Here is a 21,143-nt window from a genome sequence, read left to right on the forward strand (position 1 = left end):
CCTCCCTACTTTATTAATGGCGCACACACTGTAGTAATGAGCCCATTTGATTGGCTCGTACTCGTATGGTGGCGGCGCGACCACTGATATAACCTGAGGGTCGATCGGCATGGTATTGGCGAGGGTTGGGTAACACCGCAGCTAATAGCGCGGACTGATGGGCGCTTAATGCGGATGCTGAAGTATTAAAAAAAGCCTGAGCGGCGGCTTCAGCACCGTAAATACCTGGGCCAAACTCGGCAATATTTAAATAAATGGTCATGATCCTATCTTTAGGGATAATCAGCTCCACCATAGGCGTGTAAGCGGCTTCTAAGCCTTTACGTAGCCAGTTTCGCCCGGGCCAGAGATACAGGTTTTTAGCCGTTTGCATGCTAATGGTACTGCCGCCGCGTAATTTTCCTTGGTTTTTAAATTCTTCTGCTACATCGGCAAAGGCTTGCCAATCAAAGCCATTATGTTGGCAAAACTTATTGTCTTCACTGGCAATCACTGCTGCTTTTAAACTTTGAGCAATTTGCGCACTGGGGCGCCATGTTTTGTGAAGGGCTTCACCTTCAAACAAGCGGATCACCATCAGTGGCGTAATAGGAACCGGTAAAAATCGATACACTAGAGTGAGCAGTAACGGCACTATAATCAGTAGTACCAGTAGCCAACGCACCAGGCGCTTAATAAGTGAAAACATGAATAAAGAGTCCTTTCGAAGAAGCTTGTGCTATTAGCTCACACTTCTCACAGTTAGCCCAGCCTTGTGCTGGCCTAAAATGGTGAATACTTGTTATGTTTAGCTCAACTTTTATAGGTTGAGCCTGCGATTGACGCGGCCTATCACTTGGAGTCATTCATGCCTGATTTTATTGCCGACTTACCAAAAGTAGAGCTTCATTTACATATAGAGGGCACGCTTGAGCCCGAGCTAGTATTTTCGCTTGCCAAACGTAATGGTATCACTCTCAATTACTTAGATGAAAGTGCGCTGCGTGCCGCCTATGAATTTGACGACTTACAATCTTTTTTAAATATTTATTATTTAGGAATGCAAGTCTTGCTGACTGAACAAGACTTTTATGACTTAACCTGGTCGTATCTCAGCCGCTGCCACGCGGAAAATGTGCGCCACGTGGAAATATTTTTTGATCCCCAAGCTCACCTAGAAAGAAAGGTGGCGATGAAGTGCATGGTACTGGGCATTCACCGCGCCTTAGAGCAAGCGCAAAAACAATGGGGGATCAGCAGCTGTTTAATTTTGTCTTTTTTACGCCACCTCAGCGAAGCCTCTGCCTTTGACACGCTGCGCTTAGCCGAGCCTTTTCGCCATTACTTTAGTGGCGTAGGGTTAGACTCTGCAGAAAAAGATAATCCACCCAGTAAATTTTCGCGCGTCTTTAAGGCGGCAAAAGAACAAGGCTATCGATTAGTGGCTCATGCTGGGGAAGAAGGGCCGGCCGAGTATATTTGGCAGGCACTGGACGTATTAAATGTGGAGCGCATTGATCATGGCGTGGCCGCTATTAACGATGCTCCTTTAATGGCGCGCTTAGCGAAAGAGCGGATCCCGCTAACTGTGTGTCCGTTATCTAATTTAAAGCTTAAAGTTATTCAACAAATGAGTGAGCTGCCTATTGCACAGTTTTTAGATGCTGGGGTCTGTGTCACCATAAATTCTGATGATCCTGCCTATTTTGGTGGGTATATGAACGCTAATTATCAAGCGCTACAAGAGGCCATTAATTTAAGCAAAGCGGATATCTTGCGCTTAGCGCTCAATGGCGTAGAGGCGTGCTGGTTAGATGAAGCAGAAAAAATGGTATTAACAACGGAAATCTTAGTTCATGGACGGCGCTTTGGTGTTGAGTTATAAAGCCTATTAACACTATTTTTGTCCTGGCTATCGCGCGCCTTGTTATGCGCTGTGCACCTTGAAAAGGGGGAGGGTCACGATAAAAGTCTAAAGAAAGGGTGCGTGCCGCCGATAGCAATATCAGTGAGCTAGGGGAGAGTGGGCGTGCGCATTTTATTATTAATAGCAGGGTTGGCGCTAAGTAGTGTGACTTGGGCACAACCTCGCGCCTATATTGCTAATTTAGATCAGTCGTTGTGGCGACTGACACAAGACTCAGCGATTGAATGTCGTCTAGAGCATCCCATCCCAAGTTTTGGCACGGGTGCTTTTATTAGCCATGCTGGAAAGTCGGTCAATTTAGTCTTTGCCCTCAGTCCGTTGCGTGCTCAAGCACGTACCCAACAGGCCTCGTTAGTGAGTCAACCACCGCAGTGGCAGCCAGGGCGCGGGGCACATAATTTAGCGAAAGTGACCTTTTATCAACAATTTGATGCCATGGTGGAGCAACAAGCGGCTTGGGTCATGCTTGATGAACTTAGCCAAGGTCGCTGGCCGACCTTTTATTTTGAAGATTGGTATCGCCAAGGCCAAATGACCAGTGTTGGTTTATCTTCTGTTAATTTTCGTGCTCGCTATGCCGCTTTTCTCGATTGTCAGGCTAACTTATTACCATACAGTTTTGAAGATATCGCCTTTAGTGTGCTGAATTATGTGAATAATGCCGATGTGTTAACCGAGCACTCTAACCAGCGCTTAGCGATGATTGCGCAATATATTAAAGCCGATCCTAATATCAAAAAAGTAGATATTAATACCTACACCGACAGTTTTGGCACCGCTTATCATAATAAGCAATTGTCTGAAAAAAGAGCTAACGCCATTAAAAATTACTTCTTAGAATTAGGCTTACCAGAAGAGAGTATTCACTTAGAAGGCCATGGCGAGCGCCGACCTATTGCCGATAATAGAGATGAGCAAGGGCGCGATACTAACCGTCGACTGGTTATCAGTTTAGGCACCAAGTTAGCCATTTAGAGGCTTTTTAGGGGCAGTGACTCCTCCAATAAACCGAGCGTATGCTCGGTTTTTTTATGCTAAGTATTCTCTAAGGTGAGTTTTTATCGTTTGTTAATGCAGGCATAATAGCGCTCTTAAATTTTGTAGCAAACTTGCGACCTTTTCAGTTAGGAAGAAATAATGACGTGGTTAATGTATATCGCCTTAGGCGCTTTTGCTGGCACCTTAGCCGGTTTATTTGGCGTAGGTGGCGGTTTAATTATTGTGCCGGTGCTAATAATTAGCTTTAAATTACAAGGAATTGGCGGTGATTTAGTCACGCATATGGCGGTCGGTACCTCATTGGCCACTATTGTCTTTACCTCCATGAGTGCCATTCATACTCATCATGGACGCAAAGCCATTGATTGGCGCTTAGCGGCTATGATGTCGGTGGGGATTGTGGTTGGAGTGTGGTTAGGGGGATATACCGCCGACAAATTATCTGGCCCATTACTGCAACGCTTAATTGGCTTGTTTGCTTGGGTCATGGCGGCGCAAATGCTATTTGGCTTAGCACCTAAAGGGGGCGCGAGTTTACCAGGTAAGCCCATGCAGGCCGCCGCTGGCGGAGTTATTGGTTGGGCATCGGGGATTTTTGGTATAGGCGGGGGCTCGCTAACGGTTCCTTATTTAACTTGGTGCTCCGTGCCTATGCAACGTGCGGTCGCGGTGTCTGCGGTGTGTGGTTTTCCCATCGCTTTAGTTGGGGCGCTTAGCTATGTGGTGCACGGCATGGGCCATGAAGCACTTCCGCCGCGTTCTTGGGGATATGTTTATTTACCGGCGTTAATCGGTGTAAGTGTAGCCAGTATGCCGTTTGCTCGGTTGGGGGCGACCTGGGCGCATAAGCTATCGGCAGTTGCACTTAAACGCGCATTTGCTGCTTTTTTAGTGATAGTCGGCGCTAAGTTTTTACTTTTTCCAGGCTAATATTAAGAATAAGTCTAGCGAATTACGCCCTAGCGCTTAGCGTTAGGGCGTTTTTCTTTGGCTTGTAACCAATCATCAAGATAAGAAACTAACCACAAGACGCCTAAGCCTAAGGCCATGCCCAGTAGATAACGAAGGGCGTCCATTGTCTTCTCCTTAGTCCAATTATTGCTTTCTAATCGCTCGAATACCGGCTTCGTAGCGGCCTTCATCGGTATCCACTTGAGTTTGGAAGTACTTTAAAAACCACATGTATTGCTCAGGCCACAGGCTTAATAATGCTTCTATTTCAGCGTTCATGGCGCGCGTGTCAGCCATAAGATCGCCACTTGGATAAGGTGCCATGGCAGGGCGCATAATTAGCTCATAACGATGGCGCTCAGTATTGTAAACACTTAATACGGGGATCACCTTAGCTTGCGTTAATTTTACCAGTTTAGGTAACGCCGGAAGCGTCGCTTTGAGCTCGCCAAAGAAGGGCACAAATAAACTGGCTTCGCGACCATGGTCTTGGTCGGGGAGATAAAAGAAATGTTTGCCACTTTTAATGGTTTTAATCACGGCTTTAATACCGGCATCTCTTTCGTAGACAATGCCATTAAAGCGGGCGCGCTGGCGATTGATAAACCAATCAAAAACGGGGTTTTTGGCGCTATGCATCATGGTACACATAGGTAAACCGAGCGAGGTTAAATATAAGCCACCGGCATCTATCGCCCAGGTATGAGGGATCATAAAAATGATTTTATCGCCATTATTCACACAAGCATCTAAGTGCTCTTGGCCTTGTACCACAAACCGAGCTTGCAGATACTCTTTACTGCGCGCGCTCCATTCCCCATAACTGATAAAGGTCATTAAGCCCGCGCGAATTGACTGAGCTAATAACTTATTCACCTCTGATGGGCTAAGAGCGGGAAAACACAATTCAATATTGGTGCGAGCAATGTAGCAGGGCTTTTTCGCCAAGCGGATCACCAGTGGCACAAAGAGATTAGCAAAGCCATCTCGCAGGCGCACCGGAACCCAAGCTAGTAGCCATAAGGCGGCAATGGCTACCCAAGTGGGCCAAAACTTTGGGTGTAAATAATGGCGTTTAAAAGTGAGATCGTAAACGGGGTCAGACACAGCCACAGTGGGTTCCTTTTAATACATCAGCGAGCAGTGTAAGAAAAAATCGCTCATAAATCATCTGTTACGCGCAGGGCGAAAATAATCTTGGTTGTCATAAAAAGTGGCATCTTCATTAGCCGGCCACCAACCTGGGATCCCTAATAGAGGGAGCGGTAGTAAGGGTCTTGGCGTATCAAATAGCGCACTATGGTCAATGTTATCTGCTAATAGAGGATCAAGCTGAGCATATTGCTCGGTACGAGAGAGTAGGAAAAAGTCAGCTTCCACTTCAATAACTATGCATTTTGCCGTTAAGCCAATAAAAGGCGTGAGCGCTTGTTCATACAGCGCATGGCCAAAAATAAAAGGCTGCCAGTCTTGACCAAATCGAGCGCGCTGTTCAATAAACAAACTATGCCACTGATGGTGTTGTAGCAGTGTTTGTGCTTCTTCTTTATTTACTACTGCTAATACTAAGCCACACTCATCGAAATGAGTGATACGATCACGACGCGGCGTACGTTTAAGCCCGTGCGCGTTAATATCTTCCATATGTAAGCGAGTAAGTAATGACTTAGTTTGGGGGAATAAAAACCAAATAATGGCGCCAAAAAAGTCATGCCAGTTAGCATAGCGGGTGGGCACTTTGGCTTGGGCGACGGCTTGTTCATAATAGCAATTGAGTGCCAAAAATTCGGCATCATCAATAAAACGTACCGTAAGCTCAGCACCTGAAATCGCCGGATTAAAGCGCTCATTTAATTGGCTAATGCTTGGCCACTGTGACCAGCTCAGGTTCATAAGCCCTGCTAGCTGGGCTAAGATAGGGTTGCGCGAGCTTATGTTTGCATCCCACTGTAAACTCTCTTTTGTCATCAAGTCCTCTTGGTCTGGGGCCACAGTAAAAAGCGGCTAAGCATACCCAATATGACAGACAACGAGAAGTACTAGCCTATTTACAGAGATATCCGATGGTAGACATACACTACAAACCTCCTCAAAAAGCGCGCTCACTGTTGCTTGGCTATGTGGTGATAATGTCATTATTACTGCTTGGCTACAGTGTTAACCAATATTGGCAATATCAGCATTATCAATTTATGGCTCAAGAGTTGGAGCCCATTATTGATAAGTTAGAAGAGCTGAAATTAAAAGTGGTGAGCAACACTAATAATAACTTAGTACTGCATGATAACACCCATGAGTTATCCTACATTATTCATCAGTTTATAGATAAGGTGGATAATAAGCGTCTTAGCGCTCCTGGCTTAGACAGGCTACTGAATGAACTAGATAGGTATCAGCTTCAACTGCAATTATTACAAGATGCGGATAGGCACAGTCGTTATGCACTTAAAGCCTTTAGTGAACAAGTGCGCGCCAGTCTTGATCAAGACATGACTTATTACACGCTATTATTGCGCCGCAGTCAGTTATATCTTAATGCCCCTAATACTCAATATTTATCTGCGCTTGATGATGATGTTAAGCGCTGGCAAGCGCAGCAAGCGAGCGGTTATGATGAGTTGTTTCATTATTATCAGTTATACCGTAAAAGCTTAACGCCGCTTGTTACCCAGCGCTACGCGCTGATTGCGGATGATAAAAAGGTACTATTGGCACGGCATCAGTTGTGGTTAGACGCCTCTGGCCAGCACTGGCAAGATATGCAAATTGCTATTTTTATTTGGCTGGTGTTTGGCTTTAGCTTAGGGCTGGTTTTATTATTTTCTCATAATCTAGAGCTTAAAAAAGTCAGTCAAGCTTCCATTGAGCTGGCCAACGCTAAAACAGATTTTTTAGCCAATATGAGCCATGAGATACGCACCCCCATGAATGGCGTAATTGGTTTTGCTGCATTATTACAACAAACGCCCTTGTCGCTTATTCAACAGCAATATTTAAAAAAGATCAGTCAATCTTCCGATAATTTATTGTTATTAATTAATGACATTCTTGATTTAACTAAGGTTGAGGCGGGTAAGTTAGAGCTAGAAGATATTGCCTTTGACTTAAATGAGCAGTTAGAACGGCTATCGGCATTATTTGCTGAGTTATCTGAGCATAAACAATTAGAAGTGATTATAGATAAAGCCGCAGATGTTCCTACTTGGTTACAAGGCGATCCGCTGCGCTTAGGGCAAATACTAATTAACTTAGTCAATAACGCGATTAAATTTACCGAGCGCGGTGAGGTGATATTAAAAATAACCATTGAGTCCGCCTGCGCGCCACGCCTGTGCTTCTCGGTAATCGATACCGGTATTGGTATTCTCCCCGAGCAGTTAGCTCGCTTGTTTCATGCCTTTACACAAGGGGATGCCAGCATTACTCGCAAATATGGCGGTACAGGTTTAGGGTTAAGCATTAGTCATCATCTTGTACAACTGATGCAAGGCAGTATAGAAGTGATGAGTCGTCCAGGACTCGGCTCTACGTTTACCGTTAACTTACCCCTAAGAGAAGCTGAGCAAGAAACAGAGGCCGACACAACAGCGTTTATTAATAAAAAAGTGCTGTTAGTGGATGATAATAAATTGGTTTTAGAGGTGGCCCAAAACCAGCTGCATCAATTAGGGTGTGTGGTCTATAGCGCCAGTAATATAGAAGCGGCGAAAAATATTCTTAAAAAACAGGGTGATACTTTAGACTTAGCATTATTGGATTGCTGTTTAATTCAAGATGATGGGCTGGACTTAGCTCGTTTTATTGTCAGCCAAGGCGCATTTTCACACATTAAGGTGGTGATCATGAGCGCCTTTGGCCAAGAGCAAGTCAGTGAAAAAATGCGGCTATTAGGCCTAATTCACTACTTAGCCAAGCCGATGACTGAGCCAAGTTTAGTTGCTTGTCTCAGTCGGGCTTTATTAGCACCAAACGTAAGCCCTATCTTAGCGACGGATAGTAATCAGCAGCAGTTATCTGACTATCACCGCCAGTTAGTGGGCAAGCAAATTTTATTAGCAGAAGATAATCGCATGAATCAACAGCTGATTATCGAGTTTTTAAACCAAGTAGGCGTCAGCGTTACCGTGGCCGATAATGGTCGCCAAGCCGTAGCGCTAATGACTAAACAGCGATTTGATGGCGTATTAATGGACTTACAAATGCCGATTTTAGATGGCATTGAAGCCACCCGCCAAATTCGAAAGCTCCCCAGCCAACACGATATCGCTATTATTGCGCTCACTGCCAGCGCCATGCGCGGTGATCGCGAAATCAGCTTGCAAGCGGGCATGAACAGTTATGTCACTAAACCAGTAGATAGATTTGCTCTGTATCAGGCGCTAGTTACAGAGCTGAGTCAGCCCACTGAGGGGACACCTGTGCTTCAAGGGGATGCGCCGTCTCGCCATCAGCTCTCTGGCACGCAATCTGACTTCTTAGCGCAATACCAAGATATGTATTGGCACTTAACAGCCTTAATACATAATGAACGCTGGGCAGAGGCAACCCTATTCCTCTCTGATTTCATTGCCCAAGCTCACCCACTTGCGCTGGTTGAGTTAGTGGAATTGGCGAAAAAAATGCTGCTTGATATTGAGCGCCACACTCGTCCCTCAGCCCACACGTTAAGCCAGTTAAAACAGGCACTCTATGATGCAACCTAAAGTCGTAGTAGGGCTGGAACAAGGCGCGAAAATAAGTGAGCTTATTAGCTAAAGTTGTTAGGTTTTAATGTTTTTATTTAAGTTTTTTGCGGTTTAATATATCGCTGGATTAGCTAAGCTTTGGTGAGGTAGCGAGTCAAAGTTTAGATGCGCTATAAGGAGAAAGTGACCTTCGACTATAAAGTGTGATTAGTTCTGGATATTGTCATAATTTTAGATGATAGTATTGCCATTAGGTGTGAGTGGGGCTTGTCATGAAAATACTAGTGTTAGGCAGTGGCATAGTGGGCGTAACCAGCGCCTGGTATTTAGCACAACAAGGTCATGAAGTGGTGGTGTTAGATCGCCAAAGCGAAGCCGGCGTGGAAACAAGTTTTGCCAACGCTGGCCAGCTATCTTTTGGCATGAGCTCGCCTTGGGCCGCACCTGGTATTCCTAAAAAAGCCATAAAGTGGCTTTTTCAAGCCCATGCGCCCCTTAAAATTCGCCCCAGCTTAAATCCTGCTCAGTGGCAGTTTATGATGGCCATGCTGGCAAATTGCACTCATAACGCCTACGTCATTAATAAGTCGCGTATGGTGCGTATTTCTGAATACAGTCGCCACTGTATTAATCAATTACAAGATGAGCTACAGCTCCCCTTTGAAGCGCGACAACAAGGCCTGTTACAAGTATTTAAAAGCCAACAGCAAATTGATGATGCTGCTAAAGATATTAAGGTGTTACAAGAATTTAATGTGCGCCATCAACTGCTTAATGTGCAAGAGTGCATTGCTCAAGAGCCCGCCTTAGCGCAAGTAAAGCATACGCTGGCGGGCGGCTTATATTTTCCCGACGATCAAACCGGCGATTGTCATTTATTTACCCAAGCCCTGAGCCAGCGCTGCCAAGCCTTGGGCGTTAGCTTTAAATTTAATACCGATATTCAAGCACTATTAAGTGAAGGGGATCGTATTAAGGCCGTTCAAACCAGTCACGGCTTAGAAGTAGCCGATCAGGTATTGGTGTGCTTAGGCAGCTACTCACCTTTGTTACTGAGTCCTTTAGGAATTCGCTTGCCGGTTTATCCCATTAAAGGCTATTCATTAACCATGGCAGTGCAAAATGACGCCGCAGCGCCTCAATCCACCGTGATGGATGAGACTTATAAAGTTGCCATTACACGTTTTGATAATCGGGTGCGCGCGGCGGGCACGGCTGAACTTGCGGATTTTAATGCCGACTTACCTCGCGCTAGGCGCGCAACCATTGCCGAGTCGGTAGCCAGTTTATTTCCTGAGGCAGGGGAGTTAAGCCGTGCCGAGTTTTGGACAGGCTTTAGACCCATGACCCCAGATGGCACGCCTATTATTGGTGGCACTCGCTATCAAAACTTATGGCTCAATACCGGCCATGGTACCCTAGGTTGGACCATGGGGGCCGGCTCAGCTAAGTTGATTGCCGATTTAATAACGGGCAACCCACCAGAAATAGACCCCAGCGGCTTAGCGATTAATCGCTATCGTTAAATCCTGTATAGCGTCTGTTTCTAGACAGGCCAACAGCAAGGCGCCATAATGGCGCCTTTTTTGTTTTAGATGGTGAGCTCACTTAATTACGGTCATAATTACAGATAAGGACGCTATGTTTGTCACATTAATTAATATTGTAGTGCCGGTATTTGCCGTGGTGGCATTGGGTTGGTGGTTTGGGCGGCGCCAAATTGGCGATATGAATTTTGTAAATGCAGCGAATGTGCTTATTTTTTGTCCAGCTCTCGTTTTTTCGGCGCTATTAGATAATCCCGTACATCTTAGAGAGAGTGGGCTATTAATTTTAGCCGGTTTATTACTGATCCTTATACCGGGCGCTATTTTATATGCCTTGCCAATCTTAGGCCTAGAGCGGCGCACCATGGCCATGGGCGGGATGTTTCGTAATACCGGCAATATTGGCATTCCATTAATGATGCTTGCTTATGGCGAAGATAAACTGGGCGCCATTATTATTTTGTTTGTCTTATCTAACATTGTGCATTTTTCACTGGGCTTATTTATGTTAAGTCACAGCGCAGGACGCTGGCAATGGCTTAAAAACCCGTTAGTGTGGGCCGCCTTATTGGGTATTATGCTCGCAGATCAGCCAGCCATGGTGCCCGACTTTATCTTAACCAGTAGCCGTTTATTAGGCCAAATTTCCGTACCACTGATGTTGTTTGCTCTAGGCGTGCGCTTGTCGCAAGGTGCAATTGATAAGCTTGGGTTTGCCTTGCGGGTAAATCTTATTTATTTGGCGGTGGGCGCGGTGAGCTTTATGCTAGTGGCAATGAGTTTGCCATTAAGTAAAGACTGGCTGCAATTATTAGCTTTATCGGCCTTGTTACCGCCGGCAGTATTAAATTACTTATTATGTGAGCAATACCAGTGTCAGCCCAAGCAAATGGCCAGCATTGTATTATTAGGTAATGTATTGTCTGTTTTTATTATTCCTGTGGTTATTTATCTAACACTTACCTTTATTTAAACTATTAAATTATTTATTTAAAACGCTAATTAAGTAGTGAGTTTTTTAGTGGTGTTTAATGTGAACGTTGTAGTTAAATTTTAATAAAATCCATTCGCTACTTTATTAAAATCTGCCTATTCTCGGGCTTAAAAGTAATGCTACCGACTGATTTGTAAAAGCGCTTTATGTGTTTATACTGGCTCTTTCACTCTTAACGATGCGGTAGCAATGGCATTTTTACCTACTTGGCTAAAGCCCAAACGCAGTGGCACTGCGATCAGTATTTATCTTACTTCCAATCGCTTGGTCGCCATTGATGCGCAAGAGTTAACTCGCGCGCTTGAGCAAGAAATTGACGAGCGTGAGAGTGCTGCTCAGGCACTGCGCGCTTTTATTGACGCTCAGCAATGGCAAGGGCGAGCCATCCACTTAGTATTAAATCGCCACTGGTACCAGCAAACCTTAATTGAAAAACCTGCCATGCCAGAGGCTGAACTAAGCCAAGCACTACCTTGGTGTATGCGCGAGTTGGTCAGTCAGCCAATAGAGAATTTGTTGTTTGATTACATCGACTTGCCGCCTGGCCCTGTGGGGCAGTCGCGAATTGCGGTCTATAGTAGCGAACGGGATCAATTGGCACACTTAGTGCAAGCCATCAACTTTAAGGGTGAGGTGGCCAGTATTGGCGTAGATGAACTGGTTATCGCCAATTTATTGTCACCTGAGGAGCGGGGGCTCTTGTTACATAAAATGCCGGGACAAGAGTTAACAGTGACTTTTATTCATCATCAGCAGTGGCATTTTTCCCGTACTATTCGCGGCTTTCAAGCGCTAGATGATGAACAAATGCCAGTGGATCAATTTGTGTTTGATAACTTATTACTCGAATTACAACGCAGCATTGACTATGCGGTGGGACAACTAAAATTGAATCCGCCCGAGAATTGGTATTTAGCGCTGCCACAGCGAGTCACGCCTGTCATACAAGAAGCCATTCGCCAAGTATTTGACATAGCGCCGCTTTCGCTGACTACCGCCACCTTAAGCCCGTTAAGCTTACCCGCGCTTGGCATGCTTAAAGAAGGGCCACGGCCAACATGAAATCGCGCATTGAGTTCTACCAAGCTGCCCTAAAGCCCGCCACCGACTTTGCCACGCTACACACGGCACTAAAAGTGGCGGGCATTATTATATTGGTGTGGGGCTTAGTATTTGCCAAAGGCTGGCTTAGTCATTTCCATCTGCAACAGCAAAACACTGAGTTAGAAGCTAGGCTTAATCTCGAACGCCAAGAAGTAGATGACTTAAGTGGCGCGCTCAGTGCCCTAAATGCCCAATTGCAAGAAGACGATACGCCGCATCGGCTCGAAGAACATATTCGTGCTCGCCAGCAATTATTACGGTTATTAAATCAACAAAATCTAGTTTCTTATGCCAAAACACTGCAAGATTTGGCGCATATTCCATGGCAAGGTGTGGCTCTTCAAGGCTTAACCTTACACGGCAAGCAAATGGTGTTACGTGGCGAAGCCAGCTCACCCAGTGCAGTGCCGGCTTGGATTTTAGGCTTTGAACAGAGTGACAGTTTGCGCGGTCACAGTTTTGGTCAGTTGGCGATCAGTCAAAATGATGACGGGCGCTTAAGCTTTAGTCTTTATAGCTCAGAGGTGGCGCCATGACATCTTTAAACCCCACCTTAGCGAAAGGGCAGCAGTGGTTTATTGCACTTTCTCAGCGAGAACGTTGGTTAGTCTTAGCTGCAGGCTGGGCGTTATTAGTGTGGTTTGGCCTATTACTGTATGACGCCACCTTAGGCGCTAAGGTTGAAGCACAACAGGCTCACCAGCAACAGCTAAATAGCCAATTAAATGAGCAAGCTCAGTTGCGTGCTGAGTTAAATGAAGGCTTGTTACAGGCTAAAAACGACAGTCAGCATGCCAAGTTGGCCCAGTTAAACCAACAGCTTCAAGAGTTAAATGCCCACGTTGACGATAAAATGCGCACCCTTGTAGAGCCTGAGCAAATGTCTAGCTTATTACTGTCGATGCTGGAGCAAAACCAAGGCTTAGAGCTATTAGAGCTCAGCAATGAAGCGCCGGTATTACTGACTGCAGAAGAAGAGTCGGAGCATTTATATCAGCATAATTTAAGCTTGGTGCTCAGCGGCAGTTATTTATCTTTATTGGAGTATGTGGCCCGCTTAGAAAAATTGTCGGGGCGCATTTTTTGGCGCGGCTTAGAGTTTGAGTTAGAAACTCACCCTAACGCTACCATACGGCTGGACTTTTTTACTATTAGTCAGCACCGGGAGTTATTACGTGGTTAGTGCTCTATTATTGCTGTTGGCCAGCAGTGGTCCTTTACATGATCCCACCGAGCCCTTAGCGCCGCCGACCCTTAACACCGAGCCGGTTAGCATTCATGCGCCTGCGTCTGCTGTGCCAGATTTTACTTTACACGCCATTTTTAGTGGTGGGCACACCAGCGCCATTATTAATAACCAGCGCTTGGTGGTGGGTGACACAATACAACATTATAACGTGCTGCGTATTACCGCGAGCGATGTGGTGCTACAAGGCCCTAAGCAAACGTTGACCTTGACGTTATTTCCCTCTTTATAAACGCCGAGTAACCGATGAACTTGAGACTAAAACCGTTAGCGATTGCCTTATTAAGTACCACACTGGTGGCCTGTGTGAGCCCCCCCGATGGCAGCCTACCTAAAGCGGCGCTCGATGATGCGCTTAATGTGCGCGCCGATGCACTGCCTCAAGATGTTGAGCAAGAGTTATTAAATGTCTCCTCACAGACCCGCAGCCCAGCCTTAGCGCCGCGCCAGCGCCGTTTTAATATTGCCGCTAATAATGTAGAAGCAAAAAGCTTTTTTAATGCGCTGGCCAGTCAACACGGTATTAGTATTGCGGTACACCCCGATGTAGCGGGCACCATTAGTCTTAATTTACGCCAAGCTACTTTAAGTGACACCCTAGCGGCGTTATCGCAACTTTATGGCTATGGCATTGAGCATAAAAACGGTGTCTATCAGGTGTTTCCTAATGGCGTGCGCACCCAAACTTTTAATGTTAACTACTTAATGCTTACCCGCACCGGTCAGTCACAAACCGCCATTAGTGGCAGTAGTCTCAATAACTCAGAGAGCAACAACAGTAATAGTCGCTCAAGCACCACTAATACTAATCATAATAACGACGCCACACGTATTACTACTGAGTCCACCAATGACTTTTGGCAAGACTTAGAGACGGCACTTACTCGTCTGATTGGCGAAAATGAACAGCGAGTGGTGATCACTAATCCACAAGCGGGCTTAGTCACGGTGCGCGCTACCCCCGATGAATTAGCCATGGTAAAAGATTTTTTAAGCCAAGCTGAGCGCCAGCTTAAACGCCAAGTGGTGTTAGAGGCTCGCATTATTGAAGTAGAGCTTAATGATGGCTACGAACAAGGCATTGACTGGAATAATCTACAAGCCGGCACTGGCGCCAACATTTCGCCTCCTCACCGCGTAACCGGCACCACAGTCAAACCGTATCCAGGATTTTTAAGCCCCATTGGCGATATGCTAGGCGGCGGTGTGGTCTTTAATTTTACCGATGGTAATTTTTCGACCATGATCAATTTGTTACAAACCCAAGGCGAGGTTAATACCTTATCCAACCCGCGCATTGCCACAAGTAACAATCAAAAGGCAGTAATTAAAGTCGGCACCGATGAATATTTTGTTACTAACTTTACGCTAGAAAGCACCACCAGCAGTAATGGCAATGTGCAGCAATCGCCGGATATTGAGCTTAAGCCCTTTTTCTCTGGTATTTCATTAGATGTCACGCCCCAAATCTCTGATGACAATCGGGTGTTATTGCATATTCATCCGACTGTTAGTGAAGTGACCGATGGCGATAAGCGCATTGATTTTGGCTCAGGCGCCATTACTTTGCCACTGGCACGCAGCACGGTACGGGAGTCTGACACCATAGTGGAAGCGCGCTCTGGCGAGATGATCGTCATTGGTGGCTTAATGCAAGAAAAGCAAAGAGAAACTACCAGTGGCGTGCCGGTATTAAGCAGTATTCCGCTGCTAGGTAATTTATTTAAAAACCGCAGTGTGGGTAATTTAAAAAGTGAATTAGTAATTTTACTGCGCCCGATTGTGGTAGCGGATAATACCTGGGGCAATGAGTTACAGCGCTCACGAGATTTATTGGAAAAGTGGTATCCCGAGCCACAAGGCGTAGGCAGTATAGAAAATGGCCAAGTGCACGTTAGTGCACCGGTTCGAAAAATGGACACGGGAGCGTTTTAATGGCAAAAGCGAGGGTTTGGCAGCGGGTAAGTTTAGGTATGGTCTTTAGCGTATTAGCGCAGGGCGCTATTATACAAGGCGTGATGGCGCAAGATAATGTGCCTTGGGCCGATTTAATGGTCAACTTGCCCGAAGCCGACATGGACGCCTATGCCCAACAATACCTTGAACAAAGTATTGCGCCTGCCAAGCAGCCAACCACCGCCTCCAGCCCCAGTCATCTTGATATTAATGAAGTGGTGCTCCACAAAGAGCAGTGGATAGATGAGCTCAATCGTCAAGCCGACTTAGCATTGTCGCACAATAACTGGCCGTTAGCCGAGCTTAGACTGGCACAAGTATTGGCCGAATTTAGCGATGCTCATGATACTCGGCTGCGCTTAGCCTCTCTTTTATATGGCCGAGGGGCCCTTGGCCAAACTCGCGCTTTATTACAAGAGGGCATTGAGCTGTCGCCCACTAACCCTGAGCTAAGATTGATATTGGCGCGCTTATTAGCTGAGCAACAGCGCTACTTAGCCGCGTATGAGCAGCTCACTCACCTGCAACCTGCCATGGCCAGTCATCTGGATTATTACAGTTTAAAAGCCGAACTAGAGCGGCGCAGTGCGCAGTGCGAGCAAGCCAGCCAAACCTATCAGCAATTATTAAGTCATGCCTCAGTGGGCGCGTGGTGGCTAGGCTTAGGCTTGTGCCAGCGGGAGCTGGGTCAAGATTTTAGTTATGCATTTGAACAAGCGCGCGCCAGTGCCGATTTAGGGGTGGCTTCGCAGCGCTTTGTTGAGCTACAACTGCAACAAGTCGCTAAGTGAGGTAGTCATGGCTAAACACAGATTAACCAAGCGCCTTGGTGAGCTATTAATTGAGCATAATGTCATTACTAGCGAGCAGTTAGAGTCGGTATTACAAAAGCAGCAACGCGAAGGCGGGCGCATTGGTGCCGTTATGGTACAAATGGGCATTTTAAGTGAGCTAGAACTGCTTGGCTTTGTTGCCGAACAACTAGACTTGCCACTACTAGATCTCAATAAAATAGACATTAACCCGCAAGCGGTGAAGCTCCTCTCTGAAGTTTATGCCCGGCGCCACCGCGCCTTAGTCATTGATGCCGATGATGAGCATGCTACCGTGGTGTTATCGGATCCCGCCGACTTAGATACCCAAGATGCCATTGCCAATTTATTGGCACCGCGCCAAGTCACGCTGGCGGTGGCGCCCCAAAGTCAGCTTTTTAATCTCTACGATCAGCTGTATCGGCGCACCGATGACATTGCGCATTTAGCCGAGCAGCTACAAGGGGAAAACGCGCCGCGCCGCGTTGTCGCAGAAAGCTTAGGCCTAGATGATAACGATGCCACGGTGGCTAAGTTATTATTGTCGTTATTTGAAGATGCACTGCAAGTGGGTGCTTCAGATATTCATATTGAGCCCGATAAAGCCTTACTGCGCTTTCGCATGCGCATCGATGGCCTGCTACAAGAAACCGTATTAAAAGAGCTCAACATTGCGCCGGCACTGGTCTCGCGGCTTAAAATTATGGCCGGGCTAGATATTGCCGAGCGCCGCTTACCTCAAGATGGCCGCTTTGCGCTCACCATTAAAGACAGTGCGCTAGATGTGCGTATCGCCACTATGCCCGTACAATACGGTGAAGCAGTAGTGATGCGCTTACTGGATCAATCTCAAGGCATTCGTACCCTAGATGATGCTGGCATGCCGCCAGCGTTATTAACCGTATTTCGGCGAAAGCTGGCCAGCCCCAATGGCATTATTTTGGTAACCGGCCCCACAGGAAGCGGTAAAACCACGACTTTGTATGGCGCGCTTACTGAGCTTAATACGCCAGAGCGCAAGATTATTACCGCCGAAGATCCGGTGGAATACCAAATGTCACGGGTGAATCAGGTACAGGTTAATGTCAAGGCGGGCTTAACTTTTGCGTCAATTTTGCGCACCAGTTTGCGCCAAGATCCCGACGTATTATTAATTGGCGAAATGCGCGACCAAGAAACGGCCGAAATTGCCATGCGCGGTGCGCTAACCGGTCACTTAGTGTTATCGACCCTGCACACCAACGATGCGCCAAGCTCAGCAGTGCGCCTGATGAACATGGGCGTGCCCGGCTATTTAGTGGCCAGCACCCTAAAGGGCGTATTAGCCCAGCGCCTAGTGCGCCGCTTATGTGAATACTGCAAGCAGCCTCATCAACTTAGCCAAAGTGAAGAGCAGTTTTTACGGTATTTAGCGCCCGACATCCAAGTACAACCGCAATTTTATCACGGCGTGGGCTGTGCCAGTTGTAACCATACCGGCGCTAAGGGGCGAAAGGGCGTGTATGAATGGCTAGAAATAAATCGTGCCATGGCCGACACCTTACGTGAGCAAGATATTGAAGGCTTTAATCGCTTAGTAGCCGCCGATCAACGCTATATTACCTTGGCGCACGCCGCTCTTAAGCTGGCACAAGCGGGCGAGATTGCCTTAAGTGAAGTGTTGCGCCTAAGTGAGTGGCTAGACTAATGGCCTTATATCACTACCGCGCCCGTAATAGCCGCGGCCAACTTAATGAGGGCAAGCTAGAGGCGGCCTCTCCCCAAGCGGTGGCGGATAACTTGCTTAGCGCCGGCCTTATTCCGGTAGAAATTAAGCTCGCCAAAGCCAAGGCCAGCAGTGCCATTCATTGGCAGCAATTTGTCCATGGCCGCGTTAAGTTAGAAGCCTTGCTGATTTTATGTCGCCAATTTTCTTCACTTACTCGCGCCGGCATTCCCATTTTGCACATTGTGGAGGGGTTGCGTGACACCACCGAGCAAAAGCTGTTAAAAGCCGCCCTTAATGAGGTGGCCAGTGCCCTTAATCAGGGCCAAACGCTGGCTAACGCGCTGGGCGCCCACCCGCATATTTTTAATAGTTTATTTATCTCGCTAGTAGATGTGGGCGAGAGCACCGGTCAGTTAGAGCAAGCCTTTAATCAGCTGTCGCATTATTATCAGCTAGAGCTGGATACTCGTCGGCGCGTTAAGGCGGCTACTCGCTATCCCATGTTTGTGATTATCGCCATGGTGATTGCACTGGTTATTTTAAATATCTATGTGATACCCGCCTTTAGTGGCATTTTTGCCGGCCTGGGTGCCGACTTACCGTGGACCACGCGTTTTTTAATTAGCTCTTCAGAATTTTTTAGCCATTATATTTTACATATTTTAGTGTTGCTGTTATTAGCAGGCTTTTTACTGTGGCGCTACGTACACACGCCAAAAGGCCAACTGCGCTGGCACACCTTAGTGCTGCGTATTCCTATTCTTGGCCCGTTAATTAATCGGATCTTGCTGGCACGTTTTTGCCGCAGCTTTGCCATGATGCTCAGCGCCGGTGTGCCCATAGTGCGGGTATTAACGCTGGCCGGCACCGCCACCGGTAATGCCTACTTAACGCGCGCTATTCTTAATATGGGGGAAGAGCTGGCCTCCGGCAGCAGTTTGTCGCGCGTGGCCAGTGACAGCGGCGTATTTACGCCGCTTATCTTACAAATGTTTAAAGTAGGCGAAGAAACGGGGCGCGTGGATCACATGGTGATGGAAGCGGGGCGCTTTTATGAAGAAGAAGTCGACTATGACATTACCAACCTCACCGCCAAAATTGAGCCGATCTTAATTGTGGTAATTGCCGCCATGGTACTAGTACTGGCGCTGGGTATCTTTACGCCTATGTGGGACATGCTGGATCTTATTCAACAATAAATAGCTTTTTCTTTTCTTATTTTCTTCATCATTTAGCGCCACGATCGCGACAAGTTTTTGACCTTGTGCCGAAAAGTTGGCGCGCAACTCCGTTACCCTGACGCAGATGCGCCACCTTCGTCATCCGGACCCTCCCTCGTCATCCTGACGAAAGTCAGCATACACCCGTCATGCTGACGAACGTCAGGATCTGGTTTAAAAGCCAGAGCGAGATACCGGGTCAAGCCCGGTATGACGGGGCTGTGGTTTTTGTCGGCAGGCCCGGTATGACGAGGGAAGGGGAGTCGTCGTCCTGAGGAAGGTCAGCATACACCCGTCATCCTGAGGAAGGTCAGCATACACCCGTCATCCTGATGAAAATCAGGATCTGTTTTTAAAGCCAAAGCGAGATACCGGGTCAAGCCCGGTATGACGGGGCTGTGGTTTTTCGGCAAGCCCGGTATGACGAGGGAAGGGGAGTCGTCATCCTGAGGAAGTTCAGCATACACCCGTCATCCTGATGAAAATCAGGATCTGTTTTTAAAGCCAAAGCGAGATACCGGGGCAGGCCCGGTATGACGGGGCTGTGGTTGTTGTCGGCAGGCTCGGTATGACGGACTTACTGCCGTCATGCTGACGAAAGTCAGCATCTGTTTTGGGATGTCGCGTGCTTAGTTAAACTTGGCATGAAAAGTGCTTTATAAAAATTAGCTAGAGCAGTAGTAATAAGTAAAGGAACGGGCGAACACACTTAAAAAATAAGGCACGGCCTTATTAAGCTAACACATTAACACTAAAGAAAAAGGCGTGGCAGCACAGCAACCGCTGTTTAACGTTTAAATACACCAGGAGCAAGTATGAAAAAAGCAGCGGGTTTTACCCTAATTGAATTAGTTATCGTGATCGTGATTTTAGGTATTTTAGGTGCAGTTGCCGCACCTAAGTTCCTAAATCTGCAAGGTGATGCGTATGGCGCGAACTTACAAGCAGTAAAAAGCTCTTTGGAGTCGGCTTCTACGTTAGTAAATGCAAAAGCTATTTTGGCTGGTAAAGATAAAACCGGCGAAGAGCTTGCAGAGGGTGAGTCTGGTGTTAACAAGGTAGTTAAAATTACTCATGGTTATCCTGCAGCTGATGTTGAAAGCATTAAAAATATTCTAGATATAAAAGCAGATGCTGGTCAGGATTATGTTGTTGAGAATAACACCGATAACAGTGCTGTATATATATATCCTAGTGCTAGAGCTGCAGCAGATGATGCAGAGGAAAATGTAATAGAAAACTGTTCAGTTAAATATGAAGCTCCTGAAAATTTTGGTGACCGCCCAACAATTACAATTAACAAAACTGGTTGTTAAGCTCCCTAAGGCGGCTTCGGCCGCCTTTTGCTGCTGTTTTGGTTAGGAGTTAAATACTCTTCTCTTAAGTAAATCTTAACCAAAACAGCCCGCAGTAACGATAACCGTTAATTGTGTAGGTTCGTCAATTTTTTGTGCTTAATGTAAAGGTGGTGTATGCGCAAATTGTCGGGTTTTACCTTAATTGAATTGGTTATCGTATTAGTGATAATTGGCATTTTAGGCGCGGTGGCTGCGCCTAAGTTTTTAAATATGCAAGGTAGTGCATACACAACTAATTTAAAGGCGCTGCATCACTCTTTGCAAACTGCGAGCATGTTAGCCCATGCTAAAGCCATATCTCGTGGGGTGGATAACGCCCAAGGCGAAGTAAAGCTAGATATGACTAATAACTTTATGCTAACAGACTTGCCCTATGACCACCCAAACGTGGTAACCATGAAGTGGGGGTATCCCAGCGCCACTGGCAACGGCATTATTAAGCTATTAACTAACCCTAGCCAATTTACGTCTGATCCTAATGCTAAGGGTGAGTATCTTTATACTCATAGAACAAGTGATTATACGCGCTTATCTATCGCCATGCGCCAGCGCCATAAGCTGGGTAGTGATGCGGGTAATTGCGAATTAATCTACCAAGCGCCCACCACCTTGGGCCAAGCGCCGGTTATTACCTTATACACTAATGGCTGTTAGCTC

General features: G+C 46.6%; 19 protein-coding genes. 16 read left to right on the forward strand and 3 right to left on the reverse strand.

The annotated features are described in order from the left end of the window. Window positions 1-13: 13 nt before the first annotated feature. Window positions 14-688: a monofunctional biosynthetic peptidoglycan transglycosylase gene (gene mtgA, locus CBP12_RS02950; RefSeq protein ID WP_086962796.1), complete on the reverse strand. Its 675-nt coding sequence runs from the start codon at window positions 686-688 to the stop codon at window positions 14-16. A 159-nt stretch (window positions 689-847) separates the two neighbouring features. Between mtgA and CBP12_RS02955 the strand changes: the two genes are divergently transcribed. The 3 genes from CBP12_RS02955 to CBP12_RS02965 all read left to right on the forward strand — a co-directional run bounded on the left by CBP12_RS02955 (window position 848) and on the right by CBP12_RS02965 (window position 3,835). Then, window positions 848-1,864, forward strand: coding sequence for an adenosine deaminase (locus tag CBP12_RS02955; protein WP_086962798.1), 1,017 nt, complete (start codon window positions 848-850; stop codon window positions 1,862-1,864). A 144-nt stretch (window positions 1,865-2,008) separates the two neighbouring features. Continuing rightward, window positions 2,009-2,881: a flagellar protein MotY gene (locus tag CBP12_RS02960; RefSeq protein ID WP_086965330.1), complete on the forward strand. Its 873-nt coding sequence runs from the start codon at window positions 2,009-2,011 to the stop codon at window positions 2,879-2,881. A 162-nt stretch (window positions 2,882-3,043) separates the two neighbouring features. Continuing rightward, window positions 3,044-3,835 carry a sulfite exporter TauE/SafE family protein gene (locus CBP12_RS02965; protein WP_086962800.1) on the forward strand — a complete coding sequence of 264 codons (792 nt, stop codon included), beginning with the start codon at window positions 3,044-3,046 and terminating at the stop codon, window positions 3,833-3,835. Window positions 3,836-4,000: 165 nt separating this feature from the next. Here the strand turns inward: CBP12_RS02965 and lpxM are convergent, their stop codons facing one another. Both lpxM and CBP12_RS02975 read right to left on the reverse strand, forming a co-directional pair. Beyond that, on the reverse strand, window positions 4,001-4,969 hold the full coding sequence (gene lpxM / locus CBP12_RS02970; protein ID WP_086962802.1) for a lauroyl-Kdo(2)-lipid IV(A) myristoyltransferase: 969 nt from the start codon (window positions 4,967-4,969) through the stop codon (window positions 4,001-4,003). Window positions 4,970-5,023: 54 nt separating this feature from the next. After that, window positions 5,024-5,824, reverse strand: coding sequence for a DUF3025 domain-containing protein (locus CBP12_RS02975; protein WP_086962804.1), 801 nt, complete (start codon window positions 5,822-5,824; stop codon window positions 5,024-5,026). 95 nt (window positions 5,825-5,919) lie between these two features. On the opposite strand from CBP12_RS02975, the gene CBP12_RS02980 reads away from it, so the two are divergent. The 13 genes from CBP12_RS02980 to CBP12_RS03040 all read left to right on the forward strand — a co-directional run bounded on the left by CBP12_RS02980 (window position 5,920) and on the right by CBP12_RS03040 (window position 21,140). After that, window positions 5,920-8,559 (forward strand): response regulator, encoded by a 2,640-nt coding sequence (locus CBP12_RS02980; protein ID WP_086962807.1) that lies wholly within the window; start codon window positions 5,920-5,922, stop codon window positions 8,557-8,559. 254 nt (window positions 8,560-8,813) lie between these two features. Continuing rightward, on the forward strand, window positions 8,814-10,067 hold the full coding sequence (locus CBP12_RS02985; protein WP_086962809.1) for a D-amino acid dehydrogenase: 1,254 nt from the start codon (window positions 8,814-8,816) through the stop codon (window positions 10,065-10,067). A 115-nt stretch (window positions 10,068-10,182) separates the two neighbouring features. Next, window positions 10,183-11,061: an AEC family transporter gene (locus tag CBP12_RS02990; RefSeq protein ID WP_086962811.1), complete on the forward strand. Its 879-nt coding sequence runs from the start codon at window positions 10,183-10,185 to the stop codon at window positions 11,059-11,061. A gap of 210 nt (window positions 11,062-11,271) precedes the next feature. Next, window positions 11,272-12,144 carry an MSHA biogenesis protein MshI gene (locus CBP12_RS02995; RefSeq protein ID WP_086962813.1) on the forward strand — a complete coding sequence of 291 codons (873 nt, stop codon included), beginning with the start codon at window positions 11,272-11,274 and terminating at the stop codon, window positions 12,142-12,144. Beyond that, on the forward strand, window positions 12,141-12,722 hold the full coding sequence (locus tag CBP12_RS03000) for a hypothetical protein (protein ID WP_086962816.1): 582 nt from the start codon (window positions 12,141-12,143) through the stop codon (window positions 12,720-12,722). The genes CBP12_RS02995 and CBP12_RS03000 overlap by 4 nt, the downstream gene beginning before the upstream one ends. After that, window positions 12,719-13,369, forward strand: a complete 651-nt coding sequence (locus CBP12_RS03005; protein WP_086962819.1) for a hypothetical protein — start codon at window positions 12,719-12,721, stop codon at window positions 13,367-13,369. Before CBP12_RS03000 ends, CBP12_RS03005 begins: the two co-directional genes overlap by 4 nt. Further along, complete coding sequence (locus tag CBP12_RS03010) at window positions 13,362-13,664, forward strand: hypothetical protein (protein ID WP_086962821.1); 303 nt, start codon at window positions 13,362-13,364, stop codon at window positions 13,662-13,664. Before CBP12_RS03005 ends, CBP12_RS03010 begins: the two co-directional genes overlap by 8 nt. Window positions 13,665-13,678: 14 nt before the next feature. Further along, window positions 13,679-15,367, forward strand: a complete 1,689-nt coding sequence (gene mshL / locus CBP12_RS03015) for a pilus (MSHA type) biogenesis protein MshL (RefSeq protein WP_086962823.1) — start codon at window positions 13,679-13,681, stop codon at window positions 15,365-15,367. Further along, window positions 15,367-16,179, forward strand: a complete 813-nt coding sequence (locus CBP12_RS03020) for a tetratricopeptide repeat protein (RefSeq protein ID WP_086962826.1) — start codon at window positions 15,367-15,369, stop codon at window positions 16,177-16,179. Before mshL ends, CBP12_RS03020 begins: the two co-directional genes overlap by 1 nt. 7 nt (window positions 16,180-16,186) lie before the next feature. Next, window positions 16,187-17,887: a GspE/PulE family protein gene (locus CBP12_RS03025; protein ID WP_086962828.1), complete on the forward strand. Its 1,701-nt coding sequence runs from the start codon at window positions 16,187-16,189 to the stop codon at window positions 17,885-17,887. Then, window positions 17,887-19,107 carry a type II secretion system F family protein gene (locus tag CBP12_RS03030; protein WP_086962829.1) on the forward strand — a complete coding sequence of 407 codons (1,221 nt, stop codon included), beginning with the start codon at window positions 17,887-17,889 and terminating at the stop codon, window positions 19,105-19,107. Before CBP12_RS03025 ends, CBP12_RS03030 begins: the two co-directional genes overlap by 1 nt. Before the next feature lie 836 nt (window positions 19,108-19,943). Then, window positions 19,944-20,444 (forward strand): type II secretion system protein, encoded by a 501-nt coding sequence (locus tag CBP12_RS13810; RefSeq protein WP_086962831.1) that lies wholly within the window; start codon window positions 19,944-19,946, stop codon window positions 20,442-20,444. 156 nt (window positions 20,445-20,600) lie between these two features. Then, window positions 20,601-21,140, forward strand: a complete 540-nt coding sequence (locus CBP12_RS03040; protein WP_086962833.1) for a type II secretion system protein — start codon at window positions 20,601-20,603, stop codon at window positions 21,138-21,140. The last annotated feature ends 3 nt before the right edge of the window (window positions 21,141-21,143 follow it).

Source organism: Oceanisphaera avium (assembly GCF_002157875.1).
GTDB classification, from domain to species: domain Bacteria; phylum Pseudomonadota; class Gammaproteobacteria; order Enterobacterales; family Aeromonadaceae; genus Oceanimonas; species Oceanimonas avium.